This window comes from Candidatus Zymogenaceae bacterium, assembly GCA_016931225.1.
GTDB lineage: Bacteria > Desulfobacterota > Zymogenia > Zymogenales > Zymogenaceae > JAFGFE01.
Genome location: JAFGFE010000014.1, coordinates 1 through 25,131, shown reverse-complemented (window position 1 = coordinate 25,131; position 25,131 = coordinate 1). Strand labels below are relative to the sequence as shown.

At 56.0% G+C, this 25,131-nt stretch carries 23 protein-coding genes; 14 read left to right on the top strand and 9 right to left on the bottom strand.

Annotated features, from left to right (window positions below; genetic code table 11):
- Positions 1–60 precede the first annotated feature (60 nt).
- On the top strand, positions 61–2,556 hold the full coding sequence (gene lon / locus JW885_05675; protein MBN1881644.1) for an endopeptidase La: 2,496 nt from the start codon (positions 61–63) through the stop codon (positions 2,554–2,556).
- A gap of 103 nt (positions 2,557–2,659) precedes the next feature.
- Here lon and JW885_05670 read toward each other — a convergent pair whose 3' ends face one another.
- Together JW885_05670 and JW885_05665 are read right to left on the bottom strand one after the other, a co-directional pair.
- Entirely contained in the window at positions 2,660–3,379 is a 720-nt protein-coding gene (locus JW885_05670) for a hypothetical protein (GenBank protein MBN1881643.1), read from the bottom strand.
- A gap of 197 nt (positions 3,380–3,576) precedes the next feature.
- A complete protein-coding gene (locus JW885_05665) occupies positions 3,577–4,176 on the bottom strand; it encodes a DUF1007 family protein (protein ID MBN1881642.1) in 600 nt (199 codons plus the stop codon).
- 321 nt (positions 4,177–4,497) lie between these two features.
- Here JW885_05665 and JW885_05660 point away from each other — a divergent pair, with 321 nt between their 5' ends.
- The 6 genes from JW885_05660 (at position 4,498) to JW885_05635 (ending at position 9,661) form a co-directional block, all read left to right on the top strand.
- Positions 4,498–5,253 carry a metal-dependent transcriptional regulator gene (locus JW885_05660; protein ID MBN1881641.1) on the top strand — a complete coding sequence of 252 codons (756 nt, stop codon included), beginning with the start codon at positions 4,498–4,500 and terminating at the stop codon, positions 5,251–5,253.
- A gap of 58 nt (positions 5,254–5,311) precedes the next feature.
- Entirely contained in the window at positions 5,312–5,497 is a 186-nt protein-coding gene (locus JW885_05655) for a ferrous iron transport protein A (protein ID MBN1881640.1), read from the top strand.
- A gap of 86 nt (positions 5,498–5,583) precedes the next feature.
- Complete coding sequence (gene feoB, locus JW885_05650; protein MBN1881639.1) at positions 5,584–7,728, top strand: ferrous iron transport protein B; 2,145 nt, start codon at positions 5,584–5,586, stop codon at positions 7,726–7,728.
- A gap of 12 nt (positions 7,729–7,740) precedes the next feature.
- Positions 7,741–7,908 carry a FeoB-associated Cys-rich membrane protein gene (locus tag JW885_05645; protein ID MBN1881638.1) on the top strand — a complete coding sequence of 56 codons (168 nt, stop codon included), beginning with the start codon at positions 7,741–7,743 and terminating at the stop codon, positions 7,906–7,908.
- Positions 7,909–8,162: 254 nt separating this feature from the next.
- A complete protein-coding gene (locus JW885_05640; GenBank protein ID MBN1881637.1) occupies positions 8,163–8,852 on the top strand; it encodes an ATP-binding cassette domain-containing protein in 690 nt (229 codons plus the stop codon).
- Positions 8,849–9,661, top strand: a complete 813-nt coding sequence (locus JW885_05635) for an ABC transporter permease (protein MBN1881636.1) — start codon at positions 8,849–8,851, stop codon at positions 9,659–9,661. The genes JW885_05640 and JW885_05635 overlap by 4 nt, the downstream gene beginning before the upstream one ends.
- An 89-nt stretch (positions 9,662–9,750) precedes the next feature.
- On the opposite strand, the gene JW885_05630 is transcribed toward JW885_05635, so the two are convergent.
- On the bottom strand, positions 9,751–10,263 hold the full coding sequence (locus tag JW885_05630; protein MBN1881635.1) for a hypothetical protein: 513 nt from the start codon (positions 10,261–10,263) through the stop codon (positions 9,751–9,753).
- Between the two features lie 79 nt (positions 10,264–10,342).
- Between JW885_05630 and JW885_05625 the strand changes: the two genes are divergently transcribed.
- Positions 10,343–11,392, top strand: a complete 1,050-nt coding sequence (locus tag JW885_05625; GenBank protein ID MBN1881634.1) for a hypothetical protein — start codon at positions 10,343–10,345, stop codon at positions 11,390–11,392.
- 889 nt (positions 11,393–12,281) lie between these two features.
- Here the strand turns inward: JW885_05625 and JW885_05620 are convergent.
- On the bottom strand, positions 12,282–12,905 hold the full coding sequence (locus tag JW885_05620; GenBank protein ID MBN1881633.1) for a 4-vinyl reductase: 624 nt from the start codon (positions 12,903–12,905) through the stop codon (positions 12,282–12,284).
- A gap of 296 nt (positions 12,906–13,201) precedes the next feature.
- Here JW885_05620 and JW885_05615 point away from each other — a divergent pair, with 296 nt between their 5' ends.
- The 4 genes from JW885_05615 (at position 13,202) to JW885_05600 (ending at position 16,741) form a co-directional block, all read left to right on the top strand.
- A complete protein-coding gene (locus tag JW885_05615; protein ID MBN1881632.1) occupies positions 13,202–13,696 on the top strand; it encodes a Rieske (2Fe-2S) protein in 495 nt (164 codons plus the stop codon).
- A 2-nt stretch (positions 13,697–13,698) separates the two neighbouring features.
- Positions 13,699–14,655, top strand: a complete 957-nt coding sequence (locus JW885_05610) for a WG repeat-containing protein (GenBank protein ID MBN1881631.1) — start codon at positions 13,699–13,701, stop codon at positions 14,653–14,655.
- 261 nt (positions 14,656–14,916) lie between these two features.
- Positions 14,917–15,630: a peroxiredoxin gene (locus tag JW885_05605; GenBank protein MBN1881630.1), complete on the top strand. Its 714-nt coding sequence runs from the start codon at positions 14,917–14,919 to the stop codon at positions 15,628–15,630.
- Positions 15,631–15,916: 286 nt separating this feature from the next.
- Positions 15,917–16,741 carry a tetratricopeptide repeat protein gene (locus JW885_05600; protein ID MBN1881629.1) on the top strand — a complete coding sequence of 275 codons (825 nt, stop codon included), beginning with the start codon at positions 15,917–15,919 and terminating at the stop codon, positions 16,739–16,741.
- Between the two features lie 346 nt (positions 16,742–17,087).
- Here JW885_05600 and JW885_05595 read toward each other — a convergent pair whose 3' ends face one another.
- The 5 genes from JW885_05595 to JW885_05575 form a co-directional block, all read right to left on the bottom strand.
- Complete coding sequence (locus JW885_05595) at positions 17,088–17,552, bottom strand: hypothetical protein (protein MBN1881628.1); 465 nt, start codon at positions 17,550–17,552, stop codon at positions 17,088–17,090.
- 564 nt (positions 17,553–18,116) lie between these two features.
- On the bottom strand, positions 18,117–18,707 hold the full coding sequence (locus tag JW885_05590) for a hypothetical protein (GenBank protein ID MBN1881627.1): 591 nt from the start codon (positions 18,705–18,707) through the stop codon (positions 18,117–18,119).
- Between the two features lie 114 nt (positions 18,708–18,821).
- Entirely contained in the window at positions 18,822–20,195 is a 1,374-nt protein-coding gene (locus JW885_05585; GenBank protein ID MBN1881626.1) for a Gfo/Idh/MocA family oxidoreductase, read from the bottom strand.
- A 38-nt stretch (positions 20,196–20,233) separates the two neighbouring features.
- A complete protein-coding gene (locus JW885_05580) occupies positions 20,234–21,598 on the bottom strand; it encodes an MFS transporter (GenBank protein MBN1881625.1) in 1,365 nt (454 codons plus the stop codon).
- Positions 21,599–21,867: 269 nt separating this feature from the next.
- Positions 21,868–23,385 (bottom strand): AMP-binding protein, encoded by a 1,518-nt coding sequence (locus JW885_05575; protein MBN1881624.1) that lies wholly within the window; start codon positions 23,383–23,385, stop codon positions 21,868–21,870.
- A 403-nt stretch (positions 23,386–23,788) separates the two neighbouring features.
- Here JW885_05575 and JW885_05570 point away from each other — a divergent pair, with 403 nt between their 5' ends.
- Together JW885_05570 and JW885_05565 are read left to right on the top strand one after the other, a co-directional pair.
- Complete coding sequence (locus JW885_05570; GenBank protein MBN1881623.1) at positions 23,789–24,124, top strand: hypothetical protein; 336 nt, start codon at positions 23,789–23,791, stop codon at positions 24,122–24,124.
- Between the two features lie 244 nt (positions 24,125–24,368).
- The gene (locus JW885_05565; GenBank protein MBN1881622.1) at positions 24,369–24,569 is read left to right on the top strand and encodes a hypothetical protein; all 201 of its coding nucleotides are present in this window, start codon (positions 24,369–24,371) and stop codon (positions 24,567–24,569) included.
- Positions 24,570–25,131: the final 562 nt, after the last annotated feature.

Genomic DNA, 25,131 nt, shown 5'->3' with positions numbered 1-25,131 from the left:
TCTCGGGGATTGCCGGGGCGATGTGATGCGGATAAAGGAGAAATAAATATGGCCAATCTGATGAACCCGGATGCCGACGGCGAACGGATCGAAAGATTCCCGGATGTACTGCCCATTCTCCCCCTGAGAAATACCGTGGGATATCCCTTTTCCATGATGCCGCTGATGATCGGGGTGCCCCGCTCCGTCAAACTGATGGAAGACGCCATGGAGGGCGATCGCCTCGTGGGACTGGTGACGATGAAGGACCCCTCTATTGAAGAGCCGAATCCCGACCAGGTGTACGAGGTGGGAACGATCGCGAAAATCAACAAGGTGTTCAAGGCCCCCAACAATACCATGCAGGCGCTGGTACAGGGTCTGGAGCGCTTCCGCATAGACTTCTGGAAGGAGACCGATCCCTATCTGATGGCGAAGATCACCCCAACACCCGATATCCTCACCGAGAGCGTGGAGGTGGAGGCACTGGTTACAAGCCTCAGAGACCTGGCAAAAGAGGTCATCGATCTCTCTGTGAATATCCCCGACGAGGCGGCCGATTTTCTGGACAAGATTACCGACACGAGGCATCTCGTCTACATGATTGCGGCGAACGCCGGCATAGAGATGGACGAGGGACAGAAGATACTTGAGGCCGATCGCATCGAGGACAAGCTCCGGGCGCTCATTTCCCACCTTTCCCGGCAAAAGGAGGTCCTGTCTTTGGGGCAGAAGATAAAATCCGACGCCCAGGAAGAGATGAGCAAGGCCCAGCGGGAATACTACCTGCGCCAGCAGCTCAAAGCCATCCAGAAGGAACTGGGCGAGATCAACGAGGAGGAGTCGGTCACGGCGGAGTATGAAGAGAAAATAAAAAAGGCGGACCTCCCGGAAGAGGCCCTGAAGGAGGCCCAACGGGAGCTCAAGCGCCTTGAGGGGATGCCGCCCCAGGCGGCGGAATATACGGTCATCAAGACCTACCTGGACTGGCTGGTGGAGCTTCCCTGGAACACTCTCAGCGAGGATCACCTCGACATCAACAACGCCCGAACAATACTGGACGAGGATCACTATGACCTGACCGACGTGAAAGAGCGTATCCTGGAATACCTGGCGGTCAGAAAGCTCATCAGTGACCGGGGTCTGGATAAAAAGGAGCAAAAAAAAGAGACCGACAAGAACGCCCTGGGGGTGATTCTCTGCTTTGTCGGCCCTCCCGGCGTGGGCAAGACCAGCCTGGGCCAGAGCATCGCCCGGGCCCTGGGCAGGGGTTTTACCCGCATGAGCCTGGGCGGCATGCGCGACGAGGCGGAAATCCGCGGACATCGCCGCACCTATATCGGCGCGATGCCCGGCCGCATCATCCAGGCCGTCAAGCGGGCGGGAACCAGAAACCCGGTCTTCATGCTCGACGAGGTGGACAAGATCGGCAGCGACTGGCGGGGCGATCCCAGCAGCGCGCTGCTTGAGGTGTTGGATCCGGCCCAGAACCACGCCTTTAGGGATCACTACCTGGACGTGGACTTCGACCTGAGCGACGTCATGTTCATCACCACCGCCAACCAGCTCGAAACGATCCCGGCGCCTCTGCGAGACCGCATGGAGATCATCCAGCTTGAGGGGTATACCGAGCACGAAAAGAAACACATCGCACAAAAATACCTGATACCCAGACAACTCACGGCGAACGGGCTCCTTGAAAGCGAGGTTTCCTTCACCGACCGGGCCCTGGGCAAGGTCATTCAGGATTACACCCGGGAGGCGGGCGTCCGCAACCTGGAGCGACAGATCGGGGCGATCTTTAGAAAATGCGTGGTAAAAATCGCGGAAGACGCCTCGACCCACATCGAGATCACCCCGGAGACGGTCAGGGAATACCTGAAAAAAGAGAAGTTCGAATCCGAGCTGTCCGAGAAGATCGAGCTTCCCGGCATTGCGACGGGACTGGCCGTTACGGCGGTGGGGGGAGATATCCTGTTCATCGAGGCCACGCGCATGAAGGGAAAGGGTGATTTGAAGCTGACCGGACAGTTGGGAGACGTCATGCGGGAAAGCGCCGAGATCGCCTTCAGCTATGTACGCTCCAAGGCGGACATGCTGGGGGTCAATCCCGATCGATTCGAGAATACCACCGTCCACCTGCACGTCCCGGCGGGCGCCATTCCCAAGGACGGACCCTCTGCGGGACTGGCGATGGTCATGGCCATGACGAGCCTCTTTTCCGACCGGCCCGTCAACAGCCACGTCGGCATGACGGGCGAGGTGACCCTGAGGGGTCGGGTGATGCCGGTGGGAGGCATCAAGATGAAGGTGCTGGCCGCCCACCGGGCGGGGCTCTCCACGGTGGTGCTGCCGAAGAAGAACGAGGCGGACCTGGAAGACCTGCCCCGGGAGGTGCTGGATTCCATGCGCTTCGTCCTGGTTGAGCGCATCGAGGAGGCGCTGGACGTCGCCCTGAAGACGGGAGACCTCAAAACGGACGCGGAAAAAGGGGATGTGCCCCTCGGCCCCGCCGACGGGAACGGCAACGGAAACGGAAACGAGGCCAGGCCGACGTCTTCGGGTTTGCCCATTTAATATTAAAGACTACAGATTACACGACGATAGATTATTTTGGGGGATGTGTGGCGACGCATCCCCCTTCGCTTTTCCAAGCCGGTTTTCCCGGGCGCAGCGCCCTCTATCCCAGGTGATACAGAAACATCAATCCACTCAACGACATCAGGAGGATCGATCCTGTAATCGAAACGATACCGTATGTCCACAAAAACGCCTTGCGGTTGCGCCCGACGACATGGAACATGGCTTTGCGGGAGAGAATTGTGGCGACCGCCGCACAGGAGACGGTCAGCCCCATTCCCAGGGCGACACACAGCATCGAGATAAGTCCGGTACCGGGTATCCCGATGATAATCGCAAAAGAGAGAATAATGGCCGCGCCGGGACAGGGCACCATCCCCGTGGCCAGCGCGGTGACGACAACTCCCCCCTTCACGGGCGCATTCTGTGTATGGTCGGCGGACCTCTCCCCGCCGTTCACAAGCTCATAGATCGTCTTTGAAAAAAGAAACACCCCGACAAGAAACAACAGGGCGAAGCTCACGCGCTGGAGTACCGGGCTTGCCTGTTCGAAGGAAGACATACCCGTGGTTTTAAAGACCGCGTACAGACCCATTATAATCGCCGTCGCAGATCCGACATGAAAGAGGGCGATGAGGGAGGACATCAGGATTCCGTCACGCAGCGTCCCGTGACGGTTCAGGAAATAGGACGCAACTATCGTTTTCCCGTGTCCGGGGCCCACGGCATGAATGACGCCGTATGCGAAAGACATCGCCAGAAAAAACCAGAAGGACGACCCGAAGGGATGATCCCGGACAGCCCTGCCGACGGTCGCCATCCTGTCTCTGAGGTGTTTCTGCCAAAGTGCAATTCGAGATGGAACCTTTTGAAGGAAGGGGGGCGGCGAGATGTTCGTTTCAGGCTCCTCGACCTCTGTATCGTCCCCGCCCCGGTCCAGGAACGGATTCTGCGCCGGTGCAATACAGGGAGGCAGAAGAAAGAACACGCATACGATACCGATACAAATTAATCGCTTCATTTTTTTCGAAACGCGGCGACCACCGAATCCGGGACAAGTGACCCCAGGGGAGTAATAACCTCATCGTGCATCTCATATTTCAGATCAACCACAAGGGCATCGTGATTACTCTGGGTCTCCATCCGATATTCGGCAATGGTAAGATGTGTATAAATCGTTTCGTCGAACAACAACACCTGCACCCGCTTCTCGCCGCTTGGAGGCGCCGCAACCCGGCACGGCACGAAGAACTCGTAGACGATCCGGTAGTCCTCGGTGTATACGGAGAAGTCCCGCAGAGATTCGATGGTGTGCTCCTGTCCGTCTATTGTCAAGATGTTGTAATAATTATAGTCCCTGGTATTTTCATAAAAGATATCCCGCAAAAGCACGACGGTCTCATTCGTCAGGCGGCCGTCCTCCGCGCCGAAATCGCTCAGGAGTCCCTGACTAAACATCTCGTCAAACACCCACCGTTCTCTGATCCCCACAAGTCCCCCATCGTCAAACACGAAAACCAGTTCCGCGTCAATGAACACATGAGGGTGAGACAGCACCGGACCCGCATGGACACAAAAAAGAAACGCCGCCAAGAGAGAGAGAAGCTTCTTCTTCATCAAAAAACCGACAAACCGAATAATTTCGGTATTTTATTACGCGAACAGACCCATGTCAAACGATTTCAGCACACAACACACAATAGGGTATCCTCTTCACATACTCCATCAATACACCACGGGTTCATGTGCCGGACACTAAATTCCTCGAACGAGTCCATCGTCCGGCCGCCTCTTCTCTTCTCAGACAGAAACAGCCCCGGGGCGTCATTTGAATGATCCATCACACAAAAGCACCCTTTGAAAAAAAGACTTGACATGATGTTCGTTATAACATATTATTTTAGCCTTCCCTAAACTTTCTGAAAGGTGCTTCTCGATATGCAGACTGAATCTCTCTCAGCCAGCATGGAAGATTACCTCGAGGTGATTTTCCACGTCATCAACGAAAAGCAGGCGGTGAGGCCGAAAGACATCGCCAAGCGGCTGAAAGTCAGCAACGCCTCGGTGACCGGGGCCCTTCGTACCCTGACGGAAAAGAAACTGATACACTACGCCCCATACGATGTCATCACACTGACCGACCGGGGAAGGACAGCCGCCAAGGATGTGGTCCGACGCCACGAAGTGCTGCGGGATTTTTTTGTGAAGGTCCTTTCTGTGGACGAGGCGACAGCCGATGACGCCGCCTGCCGGATGGAGCACTCCATTCCCAGGGTTATCCTCGAGCGGTTCATCCAGTTCGCCGACTTCATAGAGGTCTGTCCAAGGGCCGGCTCCAAGTGGATCGCCGGATTCGGATATCAGTGCGACTACGGAAGAGTCCAGGACAACTGCGACGATTGTATTGAATATACTCTTAAGGAAGTAAAAGAACAAAAGGCAAAAGGAGGTAACAATGCCATGAAGGATGTACGGTTGAAGGATTTGGAACCGGGACAGAAATGCAAGGTTGTCAAAATCGCCACCCGGGGGGAGACACACAAGCGCATCGCTGAAATGGGCGTCACGCCCGGCGCGGTGCTCGAGGTCGAGCGGGTGGCGCCCCTGGGAGATCCCGTCGAAATCAAGGTCAGGGGATATCATCTTTCCTTACGCAAGGACGAAGCGGAGGGAATCGAAGTTGAGAAGATATAGCACATCTGTCATTGAACACGCACTTCCTGTGCCCCTGACCGAGGTGGAAACCGGTGCGATGGCGCGGATTGTGTCTATCACGGCGGGTCACGGGCTCACCGGGAGGCTGTGCGCCATGGGCCTGGTAACGGGCGTAAGCATCGAGGTGCTTCAAAACGCCCAACGGGGGCCGGTTATCGTCGCGCTCTGCGGATGCCGAATCGTGCTGGGCAGGGGTATGGCCGAAAAAATCATGGCGGAATGATTTTTTTTGGGGATAACTTTAGTCATGCCTAAATTTTATTGACCCGCCTAAAATTCACATATTGCAAAAGAGGGGAGAGGAAAACCATGAAACAAACACTCACCGTCGCCCTTGTGGGAAATCCCAACTCGGGCAAGACAACCATATTCAACAATCTGACCGGCGCCCGCCAGCACGTCGGCAATTACCCCGGCGTCACGGTGGAAAGCAAGGAGGGGACCTGTCGGCACAACGGTGTCGAAATCAAATTCATCGACCTGCCCGGCACATACAGCCTGACCGCATATTCCGCCGATGAGCTGGTGGCGCGCCGCTTTATAATTCATGAAAGGCCGGATGTCATCGTCGACATCATCGACTCGTCGAACCTTGAGCGAAACCTGTACCTGACGATACAGCTCATGGAGCTGGGAGTACCCCTGGTTCTCGCCTTCAACATGAGCGATCAGGCGGGGGCGCGCGGATTTGCCATCGACACCGAAAAACTCTCCACATTCCTCGGTGCGCCCATTGTCTCGACCGTGGGGCACAAGGGGAGAGGGATGAAGGAGCTGCTTGAGGCCATTGTGGCGACGGCCGATGTCGGCACAAAAGTGAGAGAACCGTTTACCCTCGACTACGGCCGTGAGATCGAGGAGGAAATCACGCACATCACATCCTTACTCGGTAAAAACGGCGCGTACCCCGAGGAGTATGACCCCCGATGGCTGGCCACGAAGCTTTTGGAAAACGACAAGGACATTGTATCCATGATCGACTCACCAAAAGTCAACGACCAGCTCGACAGGAGCGCCGAGCGCATCGAGAAGATCATCGGCGAGCATCCCGAGACCGCCATTGCCGGGAGCAGATACGGATACATCTCCGGGGCGTGCCAGGAGTCCGTCCGCTCGACCATCGAAATCCGCCATACCATATCGGATAAGATAGACACGGTCGTTGTCAACCGCATCCTCGGGATCCCCATCTTCCTGGGGCTGATGTACCTGGTCTTTCAACTCACCTTTACACTGGGCGCCCCGTTCATGGACTGGCTCGACCAGTTCGTCGGCTGGCTCGGCGTTACGGTGTCCGGCTGGTGGCCGGCGGGCTCCGAGAGCGCCCTGAAATCCCTTCTGGTGGACGGCATCATCGCGGGCGTCGGCGGCGTCCTGATCTTTACACCGAACATCCTGCTGTTATTCATTGCCATCGCCTTTCTGGAAGACACCGGCTACATGGCCAGGGCGGCGTTCATCATGGATCGATTGATGAACAAGATCGGCCTGCACGGCAAGAGCTTCATCCCCATGCTGATAGGGTTCGGGTGTTCGATACCGGCGATCATGGCGACCAGGACCATCGAGAACGAGCGGGACCGCCTCACCACGATGCTCGTGGTGCCGCTGATGAGCTGCGGTGCGCGGCTGCCGATCTACGCGCTCATCATCCCCGCCTTCTTCCCCCAGGCCTTTCACGCCCCGATGCTCTGGATCATCTACATCATCGGCATCGTGCTGGCCATCATCGCCGCGAAGGTACTGCGGAGCACCCTTTTCAAGGGGGAGACCGCACCGTTCGTGATGGAGCTGCCGCCGTATCGGATGCCCACCATCAAGGGCGTTTTGATCCATATGTGGGAGAGATGCTGGCTGTACCTGAAAAAGGCCGGCACCATCATCCTGGTCATCTCGATCGTCCTATGGGCGATGATCGCCTACCCGGGGCTCCCCGAGGATGAGACGGCCCGCTTCGAGGCCGAAAGGGTCAATATCGAAGCCCTTGACGTCTCCGACGAGGAAAAAGAGGAGATTATCGCGACCATCGACAACGAGGAGGGGGAAGCGGCGCTGACATACAGCATCGCGGGCCGTATCGGCCACGGGCTGGAGCCCATCCTGAAACCGATGGGATTCGACTGGAAGATCGGCACGGCCCTCATCGGCGCCTTCGCCGCCAAGGAGGTCTTCGTGGCCCAAATGGGAATCGTCTATTCGGTGGGAGAGGCGGACGAGGAGTCCGAAAGCCTTCGTGAAAAACTACAGGCAAACTACAATCCGCTGATCGGCTTCTGCATCATGCTGTTCTGCCTCATCAGCGCGCCGTGCATGGCGACCATCGCCATCACCAAGAGAGAGAGCAACTCCTGGAAATGGGCGCTCTTCCAGCTCTTCGCGCTGACGGCCCTTGCGTGGGTGCTGACGGTACTGGTCTACCAGGTCGGGAGCCTCCTCGGCATCGGCACGGGATAGGAGAGATATATGATGGAAACAATTATTGTAAGTGTCATTGTTTTCGGCGCACTGCTTTTCGGGATACGATCGTTGTATCGAACGATGAAGGGTGATAACGACGGCTGCGCCGGATGCGGATGCGGGTGCACCATGCCAAAAGAGTGTTCCGAAACAGCGAAAGACACATCGAAAGGATAATCCACAAGACGCTCCGTTTTTAACCTTTCACCTGAGGCCGCACAACTCGACGGGAGATACCGGATTTGACCCTGCACCCCCTTTTTTGAAGGCGGAATCCTCCCCGGCGGTTCGCGGCCTTTTTTCTTCGACGCTCCCGTGACGGGTGCATATCACCTCGTATGGTACGATATACACCGTCGCCCCGCCTTTTCATCTTGCCTTTTTCCTCCCGGTTCTTTATCATTTCCGACAGTATGTATTTATTCTCCACAGTGTACGACAGAAATGACGCCTCACAGCGGGAAGACCGGGCCGCGCATGCCGTGGACATCCGGGGGTTGACGATTCGGTTCGGGAACACCACGCTGTTTGAGAACCTCTCCCTGACGGTCGAACGGGGGGAAAAGGTGGCCCTGTCCGGGCCGTCCGGGTCGGGGAAAACCTCCATCCTCAAATGTATTCTCGGATTTCTCGTCCCCCGTGAAGGCACCATCTCTGTTTTCGGCCGCGAGCTTTCTGAAAAAACGGTGTGGCAGGTACGAAGGAGTGCGGCGCACGTGGCCCAGGAGCCGGAGCTGGGCGACGGCACGGTCGGTGAAATTCTGGAGAAACCCTTCACCTATCGGGCGAACAGGCACCTGAGACAGAACCTGATACATATCCAGGACCTGTGCGAGAGGCTGCTCCTCTCCCTCTCGATTCTGGATTCACAGATGACGGAGCTTTCCGGCGGTGAAAAGCAGCGCGTTGCGTTGATCGGTGCCCTGCTGCTTCAGCGGCCGCTGCTGCTTCTTGACGAGGCGTCGTCCGCCCTGGACAAGGAAGCCACCCGGGCCGTTCAGCTCTTGCTTGCGTCTCTTACGGATGTGACGATCCTCTCGGTCTCCCACGACGATACCTGGCTTTCCTTTTCCGACAGAGTGGTCACACTCCCCGCACGCACCGTACCGGAGGCGATATGAACGGTATTATTGATATCGGTGCGGTGAACCTCGCCTTCGGATATGTCCTGTTGATCATCCCCCTGGCCGTCATCATCTGGCTGAAGATCCCGATAGTCACGGAAACCGTCGTCTCCATCGTCAGGATGACGATTCAGCTCCTCTTCGTCGGATTTTACCTCCAGGTGATCTTCGACCTCAATAATCCCTGGCTCAACGCCGCACGGGTGCTGATCATGATCATCGTGGCGGATGTATCCATCGCCCGGGGGGCGGGGGTGCGCATCTCTCATTTCGCCGTGCCGCTGTTCGTCAGTCTCCTGGCGGGGATGATCCTGCCGCTTTTGTTCTTTGTGGGCCCCATCATGCTGGTGCCGAATCTCATGGACGCCCAGTACATCATCCCCATCGGCGGGATGATCCTGGGCAACTGCCTGAGGGCGGATATCATCGGCCTCTCAACATTCTACAATTCCATACAAGGAAGGGAGAAGGCATACCTGGCGACGCTGGCCCAGGGGGCGCGGTTCTCCGAGGCGGCCCGCCCCTTCAGCCGGGACGCGGTGCGGGCGGCGCTGGCCCCCACTGTGGCCACCATGGCCACCATAGGGCTTGTGGCCCTGCCGGGTATGATGACCGGCGTGATACTGGGCGGCGCGGACCCGATGACCGCCATCAAGTACCAGATCGCCATTATGATCGCCATCTTCACCGGCACCTCCATCACGGTATACCTGGCCATCGGTCTGACGGCCCGGATCGGTTTCAACTCCTACGGCATGCTGGATAGAGGGATTTTCCGAAAGAACGGGCGCGGACACCGCCGTTGACCGCCAAACGCCCGGTACAAGGAGCGGAGGGCGAAAGAAATGCATAGGGAGGGAAGGGGGACCGTGAATCACCGCCGGCGTCCGGCTCCTCACTGTTTCTTACTCTCTCCTCCCGGCTTGAACACCGATACCAGCGACAGGGCGATCACCAGGACGATCTCGACGACGCAATACACAACACCCTGACGAGCAGCGGAGCGGTATTCGCCCGCAAACAGCCCCGGGTGAAGTCCCGCATCCGTCGTCACCGTCATTTCGCCCACCGCCGGCGCCAGGCCGAAAATCAGCACCGCCAGAATCGCTGCGAGGCCCGCCCACTTGACGACGATCCACCGATGGCGAAAAAAGCCCCAGGGCGTACACAGTGCGTAGACGAGGCCGGTCACCACAACCCCCACCAGGCCGAGGTTCACCGCATACCACAGGACATAATAAAGAGCCGGGTCGCCCGCCTGCCGGGATACGCCTTCGTCGCCCAATCGTCCGATCATGAGCACCAGCAGCACGATCAGCCCGATACCGAATATCTTGGCGAAGAGCGAATGAATGGGCTTCAGGACCTTCTGACCGGATGGGGAAAGTGTCCACTTTTTGTCCGACATCACAAATCTCCGGGATGAAATTTGAATGGCCAGAGTGTTTTTGCTTTGAGAACGGTATCAGCTGATATAATATACAGACATGAAAAGTCGTACGCTTATTGCCGTTTTGGTCCTCACTCTGGTCGGATTTCTGCTTTTAATCGGCGGCGTGGTCCTGAAAATCGCCCTGGGCATCATGACCGAGTCCGGCGTCATTCACCCCCGTCCCGCCCTCGACGGATTGACCACGATTCTTGTCCTCATCGGGGTGCTGGGCTTTTTTACGGGCAGTATCGGCATGGCGTTATCCGCCGGGTGGTATTACCTCTCCTACAGCCCGAAACGGGCGTTCACGCATATCATGAACTCGGAATACGCTCGATTCTTGGAGTCCCATGCCCTCACCGAGGGAAAGGCGAGGAGTATCCAGGGCGAGTGCGTTCTCGAAGGAATCGTCGATGAAACGCCCGTAATCGTCAGCCTGACCCATCGGCACACGAGGCCGTTCGGCCCGTTTTTCGTGCACCGCCGTACGACCTTTTTCTCCCCCTTTCCCGAATCACATCCCTCGCCCTTCCGTGTTCTCCCCACCGGAAAGAAGAGAGGCAAACTCGGGACGATATCCGAGACATTCGCCCGGTGCTACTCCCTCCCCTCCCAAGAGGAGCGGGAGGCCTTCATCCACTCCGGAATCGACGAGGGCGTCATGTCCGCCGTTCTCGACTTTACCGGGAAACACGACGGCACCTTCAGCATCGGGTATGAGGGGGTCTGGTGGGCCGCGGATCGCCTGGACTTCGGCGGGGGGGCCGAAGATATCTTATCTGAATTCATATCGACGGTGCGCCTGATAACGGGCGCCGTGGCCGCCGGCGCCCGAGACGCACAGGACGCCGTCGGGAAATCTCCGGCGTCGCATCCCGCCGGTCCCCCGGTATACGTCTCGATGCGCGCCCTTTCCATTCTCTTCCCGATCCTTCTCGTTTTGGGCGTTGGGTGTATCTTTTTGGGCTGGAAATGCTACCCCGAATTGATGGATACCGCCCGCATCTTCGTGATAACGGGGCTCTTCCTCTCCGCTCCGGGGCTCATCGGTACGCCGCTGGCGCTGATATACCGGCTCAGAAGCCGTCCGGCGGGACGGCGCTGAAGGCGAAGCGCCCCGCTCCGCCTCAACGCAATGAGCTCGAGGTATTCCTGACCGGTCCGAACGAATCGATGCCTTTCAGACAAGCCCGTGACGCACATGCACCACAGGCCGGCCAAACGCCGCCCCCGTCCTCACCATCCCCTCAAGTGCCGTTCTATCGGAGCGCGCCCGCATACCGGTATGTACAGGTCCGTGTTATACGTCATCCACGGTGAGGCCCGAGGGCATCATGTCATCATCCGGCGGAATCCCGGTTTCCTGGAAGATTTTTTTCCTCTCACACGCTACCGATTTTTCTTTGTTCAAACAGAAGGTCTCTATGAGCGTTTTGCACGCTCCGGCATGAGATTCCTGATATTTTTTAAAAAAGCCACAAGTTTCCAATCGCTCGCATTTCGACATCTTTTGCTGCTCCATGTTGCACATGAATTGCTGTTTTGAGAATTTCCGTATTCTATTGATACCCGGCGGTTTCGATTGTGCTTCGGCACCGTCGTCCGCCAAACCGATCCATAACGCTTTGGGCACTCCGGCATCGCTTACCCGTCTATTGTCTTCTTATATACTCTCATACAGACCGATCCTCCGAAAAACAAGAAAAACGGCGTACCCGCACCCGGGCTCCGCCGCATCTCCCTCTCCCGTTGGCTGCTCGATTTACCTCGACACGCTCATGTATCAAACCCTCTGTTACTATTTTCATTTCATCGATTGAACGTCATAGAAGAAATTATTTCAAATAGTAATTATTCTCATTGTATCATATAACTATTTTTCATTCAAGCTTTTTTCGACACAAAACACGGAGAAATATAAATGCCGGAATGGCGCTCTTGCCCATCCCGGCAGATGAAGACCCAGATCCGCTCCCTCGTCGGATATATGATATTCAGTGTCCTTCGTCGTCACACATCACCGCAAAGCTGCAGCAGTCGCCGCCTGCGGCCATGCAGGTTTCTTCCGATGCCCGCCATCGGACATTCGGCGCGGCCCACCGGGCAAGGCCCATCAAAAATCCCTCCGTCACGTAACAGACCGGATGTCCGCTCGTCCGATCAAAGCAGTGGACGTACGACCGATCCCGGTAATAGAGTGCGCCGTTTTCCATCTCCACCCAGGCGGTGGTATCCATCTGGGCGGAGATAATCGCCGCCGTTATGGTCAGGATGTCCGTTGCCCGCTCGATATCGCTCTTCCCGGCGAACTGTTGCTTGAGGGCTTCGGCTACGGCCTGGTTTTCCTCTATTCCCCATACGGCCTGCATGTTCCCGACCTGACGGAGAATGGAAATCGCACCTTTCTCGCCGTAGATATCCTCGATGGCGCAGTCCAGCCGTGTGGCTTCCGATACCATACAGTCTTCGAGATTCTCATTGCTTGGTGGGAGGTTGTCCCGATATTTCTCCAGGGACGTTCTGCGCAGAAGTGTACGTAACCCGTTTTCGCCGACGATATCACTGATCCCCAGCAGCATTACCCGAAATGTCATGTTGCTGACCGGCCTGTCTTCCATGAGTCCCTCCGGTATTCACCAACACATTCACAAGAACAGGCAGGGCGACGTCCCGTATGGGCGTTTATGAGAGGCAGCCTGACGGCCCTTTATAAAAAATATATATACTTAATATATAAGTCAAGAAAAAAACCCGGCGCATTTCCGAGCGGTCTTCGCCTCCATCCTCAAGTGGATTTAGACTTGCGATTTGTTTCCGTTTGTGGCATCGTTTGTGTGAGCGTTCATATACGATGTTTCGGCGGGATGATATATCCCGCCGGCCATTCATTCTTCTGTAAAACAGGGAGGATATGATGACCGAACACAAGAAGCCCGACGACATCACCCGTCGGGAATTCGTGGCCGCCTGCGCGGTGACCGGCACGGGCCTGTGCCTCTGCGGCACCGCCGGCTGCTCGACCTTCACCAAAAAGGGGAATACCCCCGGGGCCGAGGGCGACGCCTACACCATCGATGAGGGAAATCTCCTCGTGCTGAATCTTGAAAATATCCCCGAGCTTTCGGTTGACGGCGGCTCGGTGAAGATCATCGACGAAAGGCTCTCCGACGGGGTGATCGTGGTGCGGGTGAGCGGAGACGATTACCGGGCGGCGTCCCTCTACTGCACCCACCGGGGGGTGGAGCTGGAATACAGGCCCAAGAAGGGGCACCTTGTCTGCGCCAGCGCGGGATCGAGCGCCTTCACCCTGACGGGCGAAAAGATAAAGGGCCCCGCCACATCCGACCTGGCGGTGTATCCCACACAACTCGAGGAAAACCGCCTGGTCGTCACGGTCACGGCGGCGTAATCATGAAACGAAAGACCGCGCCGCATCGGGGGAGCACTCTCCCCGGTGCGGTGCGCGGAATCTGTATCGTCCTTTGTCTTGTGGTGACGATCCCCTGTCTCGCGAAAGGCGAATCCCCCGTCACATGGGCGATCGAGCCGCGATTTTCCGATGCGAAGCCCTTTTCCGGCGGCCTGGCCCCGGTGATGATAGACGGCATGTGGGGATACATCGACGCATCGGGCGATGTCGTGATCGAGCCCCGCTTTCATTATGCCGAGCCCTTCAGCGGGGGTCGTGCGGCGGTGATGATCGACGGCATGTGGGGCTTCATCGATCGCACCGGGTCCTTCGTCATACCCCCCGTTTATTTTTCCGCCGGTAATTTCTCCGAGGGATACGCCTGGGTGGACACCGGCACGGCCCGGGTGTATATCGACGTGGACGGAAACCAGGTGATTACCCCTGATCGGTTCTACTGGGGGGGAGACGTCTCGGAAGGATTGATACCGGCCATGCTGGGCGAATATACGGGGTATGTGGACCTGAATCTTTCCGTCGTCATCGATGCCCGGTTTCATGACGCCGAGGAGTTTTGCGAGGGCCTGGCCGCCGTCGCGATAGACGGGAAATGGGGCTTCATCGATAGAACCGGGCGCTTCGTCATCGAGCCGGAATATGCCGAGGCCGGGGACTTTTCGGAAGGTCTCGCCTCGGTGATGATCGTTAAAGACGAATCGATCCTGTGGGGGTATGTGGATGAAGAGGGCGCCCTCATCATCGAGCCGACGTTCAGTTGGGCGGAATCCTTCTCCGACGGCCTGGCGGCGGTCTATACCGACGACGGCTGGGGATACATCGACCGGACGGGACGGATGGTGATCCCGCCCCGGTTCATCCAGGCGGGGCCCTTCTCCGAGGGGCTCGCCCCGGTCTGCACGGGGGAGGGATGCGGGTATATCAGGCATCCGGATGAGTAGGACCACCTGCCCGGCGGCGATGTTTTTCAGAGACATGTAACCCATTTCGCAGATGACCGTCCCCGAAAATTTCACCACACATCCGTCAAAATTTCACCAATCCTTGTACCTATAACCACCCATCATCCAACAAAACGGATCGTTTCACCGTCTATTTCGATTTATATATTAGTATATTTCTAATATTATAAATGTCTTGCATTCTTCTCTCCTTTTTGGCATACTAATGATAATCGTTCCTAAATAATACAGGAGGCGCTTATGGCCAAACCACAAGACGGGTGCGTGACGCCCGCAAAGGGACCGATATTGGAAGAACCGGCCGAATCTCCGGCCACAAAACAAGCCGCCAAACAGGAGGTACGCAGAATGGGCGTGAAAGTCGGAAAACCGGCCCCGGATTTCGAGGTGCCGGCGTTCATCGACGGAGGGTTCAAGAACATTTCCCTGTCCGATTACAAGGGGAAGTGGGTTGTGCTCTGCTTTTATCCAGGGGACTTCACCTTCGTTTGACCGACGGAATTAACGGCGGTCGCCGTTAAGAACGACGAGTTCAAGAAGCTGGGTGTCCAGATACTGGCCATGAGCGTGGACAGCCGCTTCGCACACAAGATCTGGCAGGAGGAGGAGCTCTCCAAGATGGTGCCCGGCGGGGTGCCCTTTCCGATGCTCTCCGACGCCGGCGGACGTGTCGGAACCGTATACGGGGTATACGACGAGGAGGCGGGAGTGGACGTCCGGGGGAGGTTCATCATCGATCCGGACGGCGTCATCCAGGCCATCGAGATTCTCACCCCGACGGTGGGGAGAAACGTGATGGAGACCATCCGGCAGATTCAGGCGTTCCAGCACGTCAAGAAGACCGGCGAGGTCACGCCGTCGGGCTGGAAGCCGGGGAAACCCACCCTCTCACCGGGGCCTGACCTGGCGGGGAAGGTCTGGGAGGTCTGGAAGACGGACCTGGCCTTCGACTAACACGAACCGTGACATATCTACTCACATCATGCTCTCATTCATGCTGAAAACAATAAGATTGATATAGATACCGCCCTTTCACTATCCACCGAAAACAAAAAAGCCCCCGATTCGTCGGGGGCTTTTTTGCATCTTGACAACGGCGTGAGGCGCTTTTATCACGTCCAGGGCCAACCGGCACGCATCCGTACCGAAAAAAAAGATATCCTCCGTCACAAACAGGCTTGACACCCGCCATCCTCCCTGTTAAGAGAGAAGACGGATGTAACACATGAAGGAGGCCCCGGTGAAACGACACTCTTTTTCAATATATACGGGCATAATCGCCCTCCTCTGCGCCGCGTTTCTCTTTTCCGGCTGCCAGAACGCCGCACGCTACTACGCCCGCGCCCTCGGGGAAAAAGACCCGGAAGTGAAGGTCGAGCTGTTCACGAAGGCGATTGAGCAGGACCCGGAGATGGCCGAAGCCTATCTCGAACGGGGGAAGGCACGTATCAATACGGGACGCTACGAAGACGCGGTCGATGATTTTTCGACATACATCAGGATGCAGCCTGAGAGAGGAAACGCCGACGCCTACTTTCACCGGGGGATCACCCTGAGCTACATGGGGAGATACGACCGGGCCATCAGCGATCTTTCCACGGCCGTATCCCTCAAGCCGGATGATGCGGACGCCTTTTACGCACGGGGAACCTGCTACGAATTCATCGGCAAGTATGACGACGCCGCCCTCGATTATACTCGGACGATCGAGCTGGACCCGAAAAACGTCTACGCCCACTTCAACCGGGGAAAGGTCCTCGCCATGCGCGATCGCCATGAAGAGGCCGTCCGGGACTTTACCGCCGCCATCGAACTGGACCCGGAGTTCGCACCCGCCCACAACAACCGCGCCCAAAGCCTCCTTGCCCTGGGACGCTGCGAGGAGGCCGCCCGTGACTACACGACCGCCATCGAGATGGGATTGGATCTGCCGGACTCGTACTACTTACGGGGGCTGGCCTACCGGGGTATGGGGGAGGTGGCGGCGGCGGAGACCGATTTTCGAACGGCTTGCGACGGGGGAGAGGAGCGGGCCTGCGAGGCGCTTTTGGAGATGGGCCGGTAATAAAGCTGTGAAAACCACGTGGGGAGCGTGAAACATAAAGGGGTACACAGTGATGGAGACGGACAATCGAGTTTATTTTTCCCTTCCTCATGCGTATCAGAACATCGGCGCCGCCTAACTCGTCCGCCGCATCTCCGGATGACGATACCATCCGGGACATTCCCTCCCGACCACCGTTCATTGAAAGAAAAGCGGCCGCACTAAAATGCGGCCGCGTTTTCGTGCATCGCCGTATTCGGCGATCGGCTCCCGGTTTCCCTCCTCCCACCGGGGGCCTGGGCCCCCCGCCCGAGCCGATGAAGCCGTCAGCGTACAGGATTGTGTTATATAAAAAGTCCGTCTCTCTCTACTTCTTCGGCCCCTCCGGGGGCGGTCCCTGGGGGTCTCCCGGAGAGTCATGGGGGCCGCCTTTTTCCATCATCATGTCGGGCGGGATATCCTTGGCCTCTTTCTTGGTGATATAGCCGTTCTTGTTTTTATCCAGGGCTTTGAGTTGTTCCGGGGAGCCCATGAATTCATCCTTGGAGATCTTCCCGTCGCCGTTTTTATCCCATTCCTTGATATAATCGGCTCCTTTTTTCTCCACTGGTTTCGGCTCCGGCTTCGGCTCCCCCGGAGGCGGCCCCTCCGCCAGTACGGCGGATCCATTGCCGGTAATACCCAGGACGAACCCGTTGAAGGACATCGTGATGGTGCCGTTCACGTCCCGGTGCGTGGCGCCATCGGCCGCCAGCACATTCTGCGCCAGGACCGTCGGGATGATGACAAGCGAAAGCGCCAGCGCCGCCAATACGGGAACAGATATTCTCATTTTGTTGCTCCTTTCATCTTCTCGGTAAATTGATCCTCCCGTATCCTCACTTACACTCTGTATGTATGATTTCCGATACATGCTCTCAATGGGGGCAGGGCACATGCCGCGATTCATGTGATGCGCCTTACCCTCCTTTGTTTTTCACCCCTCCCCCCGCATTTTCAAAAACCACCGCCGTGGCCGCCGCGCCGTTTTTCTCGCTTTTTTGGCGGCGAAGCGGAACGGGCGGCCGTCCACCGCATCACCAACCCAGATAACACCGCATTCATATCACACGAAGGCGGGGCACACCTTCCCGCCCCGGTTCACCGAACATAAAAAAACGGCCGCGAAAAGGCGGCCGTATGTTTTTTTATGATGCTACAACCGGCATCCGGCCCCCATCATACCCCCGAAGGTGTGGGCTCCTCGCTGTCGTCAATTTGACGTCACCGCCGGCATAAAGGTTACAGGCATGTTCCGGCGGGCAGGTGTGTGCATACACTCGCAAATAAAAAACGGCCGCACACACGTGTGGCCGCATAATTTTTCTATAGTGCCGTAATCGGCATCAGGCTCCCGTTATTCCTCCGGAGGCGCGGGCTCCTCGCTCGCGTCGATGAATCCGTCGCCGTTGGCGTCCAGATCGTTGAAATTTTCCACGGGGCCGGTGTATTCATCTGCGGATACCTTGCCGTCGCCGTTCGCGTCCCAGTCGTTGATAAATCCCTGACCCTTTTCGAGCATCACCTCACCGCCCTCGGCGGGGGGCATCTCGGGCGCCTCGCTCTTGTCGATAAAGCCGTCCTTGTTTTTATCCAGTGCGTCGAAGTTTTCCGGCGGGCCCAGATATTCATCCCGGGCAACCTTGCCGTCGCCGTTAATATCCCAGTCGGCGATAAAATCGGTGCCCACCCTCACCTCGGGCTTCGCCCCCTCCGGAGGCGGTCCCTGGGGCGCCTCCACCGGTTCGATGAATCCGTTGCCGTTGGTATCCAGATCGCTGAAGTTCTCCGGCGGACCGGTAAACTCATCCGAAGACACCTTGCCGTCGCCGTCCGCGTCCCAGTGAGTGATGAAATCGGAAGGTGGCGCATCCTGGGCCAGAGCCGACGGTATAACCGCAAGCGAAAGAACCAACACCACCGCCAATACGGGAATAGATAGTTTCATTACGGTCTCCTTTCCTCTTTAAAGGAAAACGATTCTTTGTTACGTTGCATATCCTTTTTTTGGATATTATATTTTTATTACCATATCAGGCTTTGTGACGAAACTCAAGAGACTTTATACGCTCAATTTTTTCGCCTCTTTTTCCGCCTGCTTTGTAAATGCCACCATGTCGACCACCGTGTCGTTCTTTCTCGCCTCCTCCGCGGCGAAACACAACAGGTGGCTGTCCACCGCGTCCTGAACGTCGGTGAGAATTTCCCGGGAGGTGTCCGCCCTCTGTACCGATTTCGCGAAATCGATGAGCACCAGGCCGTCCGATCCGCCGTGAAACAGCGGATTGAAGCGCACCCGCTTTCTCTTCACCGATATTTTCGGATTGAAGGTGCGCATCTGGAGCGTCCCGGAGAAGTCCTTTGAATAGAGCTCGCCCATAGTGCCGTTGACGTTCAACGTACGCTCCCAGGCGACGCTGAAGGCCGATAAAGAAAGCGCCGCCATGACGCCGCCGTCGTACTGTACGTTGACGATCTGGTGATCCATCACGTCGTTATCGCAGCGATAGACGCATCGGCCGTGGGGGCCGGTTTTGAGCTCCTCGATGCGCCCCGCCCGGTCGGTGCTGACCAGGTTATACATGGAAAGGCTCCTGAGATACGGATACCTGATGTAGCCGTCGATGACGGTCCCGGGGGTAATGCCGGTCAGGAGTGACAGGGGTATCTGGGGGAATCCGGGTTTTATGTACTGCCGGTAGGCGTGAAACTGGCAGGTGTCCTCGATGGGGCAGCCGTCCAGGCACCGCTCCGGCGCGCCCTTCGGGGCGTTTTCCGGCCGAAAATAGGTCAGCTCGCCGAAAGACGACACCTTCACCGGCCGGGAGCCGGCGAACCAGGTCAGGAGGTCGAAATCGTGTATCCCCTTGGCCGAAAGAAACGAAATCACATCGGCGCTTCGTCTGGCGAAACCCCGCACATAGCTCATAATGAAATGCCAGTAGCCCAGGTTTTCGATGGCCTGCATCCCCATCACCCGGCCGATGGCCTCGGTATCGATGAGCTTCTTCATGCGCTGGTACAGCTCGAGGTATCGACACTCAAGAAATATCTGAAGGATCAATCCCTGTTTCTTCGCCTCCTCGGCCAGGCTCACGCACTCGGCCGGGGTCTGGGCCATCGGCTTTTCCAGAAGCACATGATACCCCTTCCTGAGGCTCTTGATCGTCGATTCGTAGTGGTGAACATCCGGCATGGCATTGATGACGGCGTCGGCCAGCTGCGGCCTTTCAAGGAGATCCCGCCAGTTCGAAAAGGCGTTTTCGGCGGGAATACCGAAGCGCTTGACAAAGCGCTCCCGCCGCTCGTCATTCGGCTCCGCCACGGCCACGTATTCAAACAGCTCCGGATGCTTCTCCACAAAGATTCCGTACATCACCTGTCCGCGTTCCCCCGCTCCCAAAAGCGCGATTCTTACCGGTTTTTCTTTCGCCATAATCCACCTCGGTTTCTTTGGAATGCGCATATCCCGTATTACAAGCCGTTCTTTTGACTCTTTTCAATATCCTCAAGGATCTTCGTGTGCATCGCCTGATTGATGGGATAGAAGCTGATGATGAGGATCCCCAGAATAATCAGGGCGATGGGGACGAAGGTCGTCAATATCCTGATGCCCAAAAGCGTCTGATTCGTCTGGCTTTCGTTCGCTACAAACCCGAAAAAGCTCAGTCCCTGCCCGGCGATAAACCCGGCCAGGGCCGAGGCCATCTTCTGGCCGAAGAAAAAGACGCCGTACAGGATTCCCTCCCGTCTTAAACCCGTCTGAAGCTGCCCGTATTCCACGGTGTCCGGCACCATGGCCCAGGGGCTGAAAAAGTTCGTGGAAAGCCCGATCCCTCCCACGATGAACATCGGCAAAAGCACAGCCGGGTTCAGCTCCCGGACAAAGAAGATACCGAGCAAAGACAGGGCCAGAAGCCCCATGCCCGCATTGAAGGCCGCCTTCTTGCTCATTTTTTTCGACACCCACACCCACAGCGGCAACGCCAGGGCCGCGGGAACGAAGATGCACAGAAAGGCGAACGTGGCGAAGTCCGCATCGTTCATGATGTACTTGAAAAAGTAGTTTATCATCGCCGCCAGCACGCCCAGAGCTGTCAGGTGCATAATCATCCCGAAAGAGAGGATGATGAAGGGGCGATTGCTCTTCAATACCGTGAGGATATCCCGAAGGCTGTAGTGGGTGGTATCCCGCTGTACAACACGCTCCCGAACGCTGAAGAAGGTTACCAGGGTCAGGATCGCCGCAAGCGCCCCGAATATGGCCCCGGTGGCGCGGAAACCGACGCTCCCGCCGCCGAAGAGATCCACCAGGGGAAGGGTTGCTCCGGCGACGGTGAGCGTCCCCATCAGGGCAAAGAAGGTACGCACCCCGGATATCTTCGAGCGTTCGTGGGCGTCCACGGTCATGCTGGCCGTGAGGGCGCCGTAGGGGATGTTCACCACGGTGTAAAAGGTGCACACCAGGAGAAAAAATATCAGCGCGTAGATCGGGCGAAATCCCTCATTGATATTCGGCGAGGCGAACAAAAAAAAGAAGCAGAGTCCCAGGGGAATCGCTCCGAACAGGAGGTAGGGTCGCTTCTGCCCCCATCGGGTATGAGTCCGATCGGAGAGGTAGCCCATGGTTGGGTCCGTGACTGCGTCCCACGCCTTCGAGACGAAAAAGATCGTCCCCGCCACGGAGGCGGCGATTCCAAACACATCGGTAAAATAAAATATGAGAAAGATGAGAACCGATTGAAAAACGAGATTGGCCCCGAAGTCACCGACGCCGTAGCCTATTTTCGCGCCGGCAGAGATCGTGTCTTCAATCCGCACGGAGTTCTTCTGGTTCATGTCGCCCCCTCCACATAAACATTCAGGAAATCAATGATACTTTTCGGGATTATAAAAAGGTATGCCACCATGTCAGTATATGAACTCTGAAATGTGTGTCAAACCTTTTTTCCTCTCTTTTCGCTTCTTTCCGTATATCGCTTAAAAAAACGGGGTAGGCATCGTGATTTTCTCTTTTTGTCAGTGAACGTTCCTGTGCCGGTGGTAAAAAAAAACAGGCGGGGATATCGATTCCCCGCCTGTTTTAAAACTCTCATGTACTTTCGCGATCATACCGTCTCATACCGCTCTTCGAAAAAGGCCTGCTTGTCTATCTTTCCCATCCCCAGAGACGGTACTTTCTTGATGAAAACGATTTCCCTGGGGGTCTTGAAATCCGCCAGATACTTTCGAGAGAACTTGAGCAGCTCCTGCCCGGTGAGCCCGACTCCCTCCCGGGGCACAATGAAGGCCTTTACCGCCTCGCCCCTGAGATCGTCCGGCACGCCGATGACCACCGCATCCATCACGTCCGGATGCTTCAGAAAGGCGTTTTCCACCTCTGCGGGATACACGTTCAGTCCGCCGGTGATGATCAATTCCTTCGAGCGGCCCATATGATAGAGAAACCCCTCTTCATCCAGACAGCCCAAATCGCCGGTATAAAACCAGCCGTCCCGCAAGACCTCGGCCGTCTCCGTCGGGTTGTTGTAATATCCCTTCATGACCATCGGCCCCCGCACGATGATCTCGCCGCTCTGGCCTGTTGGCAGCTCGTTCCCGTCCTTATCCACGATCTTCACCTCCACGCGGCTGACCGGTATCCCCACCGAGCCCCGCTTGCGCGACGCGTCTTTTGTGGGGAGAATGGAGATAAGGGGCGAGGTTTCGGTCAAGCCGTACCCCTGGACGATATCCAGGTGGGTGAATCGCTTCACGCATTCTTCCATCAGCGCCTTCGGCACACTCATGCCCATCAGAGAGATGAATTCCAAACATGAAATATCATAGCTGTCTATCTTTGGATCTATCAACAACAGCTGCATGATGGGCGGAACCCCCACGAACCAGACGACCCGTTCCCGCTCGATGGTCTTCCATATGACGTCGGGGCGCATCCCCTCAAAGAGCACCATCGTGCCGCCGATGGAAACCAGAAGGTTCAGCATCACCAGCCCCCCGATGTGGGAGAGCGGCAGAACCACCGCAAACACCTTGTCGGGCGTCACGTAATCCGAATAAATCTCCAGCACCGCCAGGGGAAATTCCTCCAGGTGAGCCACCGTCAGCACAACGCCCTTCGGCCTTCCGGTGCTGCCGGACGTATAGAGGTGAAGCGCCTCGTCGGTTTCGGTCACATCCACCGTCGGGAACATCTCGTCGGTTTCGGCGATCAGTTCCTCATAGGTTACCCCCTCCACCAGGGAAGGGCCGTCGACACAGTACATGTCCCTGAGAGAGGGGACCGTCTCAAGATTCTCCGCCATTGCCGCGGTCGTGAACAGCAACGACGGCTCCGAGTCAAAGAGGACATCCATAATCTCATCGGGCTTGAGTCGGAAATCCAGGGGCACCAGCACGGCCCCCAGGGAAAGGGTGGCGAAATAGATATCAACAAACTGCGGTTCGTTGATGAGGGTGATGGCGATCTTATCTCCTTTTGAGATACCCCTGTGTGACAGAGACACCGCCAGGTTCTTCGCGCGGATATAGAGATCCCGGTACGTCAGCCGGTTTTCACCGACAATCAGTGCGACTTTCTCAGGGATGGTCTCCGCAAGATTCTCAAGATAGGTTTTCACATACATACTACACGATCCTCCTGTTATCGTGTAAAAGGATTGTCACATCCTCTCCATACCTCCGCCTTGTGCGGTACGTCCTGTTGGGGGGGAGATAACGGTCTCCGGGCGGTCCATGCCCCGCCTGGAGAGGCGACTGTTTCCATAAGACGCCATGAATGCAGAGTGAAATTTTATAGCACTTCCAAGCGGATTTCAATATTCAAATAATTAAAATTAGATAATGATAACTTGTTAACAAAAGACCCGCTCCCGCCATCTTCGATCATGAGAATTCACATAACCGGCTCTTCTCTCTTGACAAAACGGACAGGTACCAGTAGTGTAGAAGAATACGTAAAAAAGGAACGGAAACGTCCGCGTATACACCGTTAAAACAAGAAAGCACCGGCTTTTTAAGAGGACCGACATGCCGAAAGATTATGTTCACCAAGATATGAACGAAGAGGTGACCGCCATCTCCGGGCACTACACCAACGAAAAAGAGGATACGGTCACCATCAACGGGAAAGAGGTGCTCTACATCCTGGGACACGCGGTTGTCGACACATCCTGCTGCGGTATGGGCGGAGGAAGGTTCGCCCTCATCCCCGGATATCTTCTCAAGCACCACTACCGCACGGATGACGACGGGAAAAACGTCTCCCAGGTGGAGCCGATAGAGGATGACTGGGATATCAAAAAGGAAATCATCCATCAGATAGAACAGCGGGAATCATACTGCAATATCCGCTTCCTGGGCTGATCATACTATATACAAAAGGAAACGAAAGAAACGAGCCGATGATATGGGTTTCAGAATGTGCTATAAAGTAATGGAAAAATTTTTTCAATCGATACTGCTTTATCACAATGGTGAAACATAGAAATTTCGTCTTGAATCTTTTACTCCATGTATGCTATAATTTCTCCGTAGGTATGCGCACATGAAAGCAGAAATAATTAAAAGCGGCAGCCCAATCGGAGAAATTGTTTTCTCCGAGGGCTCAATGCAGATTAACTGCGACGACCCGGAGCTCCAGAGCAGGATATATCTACATATTACCAGCCCCGAACCGACCGAAGAGGGGCAGATAAAAAAGCTCGAGGCCATGCAGGGCACGGAAAACGGAACCGTGGAATATTTCAAGGCGGCCCTGGAATTTATCAACGAGATGGAGGCGGACTTCGAGCTGAAGCTGGTTGAATAGATTAAGACAAGCCGGTTAGGGGAGGGGAAAAACAAAAAGGGAGAATGAAATAAAGTAAAACGGCAGATACAATACAACTTGAAACAGTACCTAAAACCCCCTTTCTTATGAAGGGGGTTTTTTTTACAGGCATTCCCGCTAGGAGACCACATAAAATCCATTGATGGTGAAAACAACACATGTTATATTCAAATACAGTTATTTTGAAATGAAAATCCCTTTTAAGGGAATGAACCAACCCTGGTTTGGGAGTGTGTATGCGTGATCTGTTATGTTGGATGAGCGTTCTATCTGTCATTGCCACATGTTTTATGGCAGTTTTTACAGGCCTTTTATGGCGCTTGAATAGAGATTATTTCCGTTCTTTAAGAGAAGACAGAAAAAAGGATTTTGGCGGCACATTAAGAGTCACAAGTTGTAAGCCGCGAGGGTGGATAGAAGGTCAGAGATTCGCCTTTGAGATCGGTCTTCTTAATTGTCCTGAACGAGACTTGAGTTGACAGTGGCCGTACCTCCCGGCATGTCAATGGCGGTTACACAGTCATAACCTGCCGATCCAGAT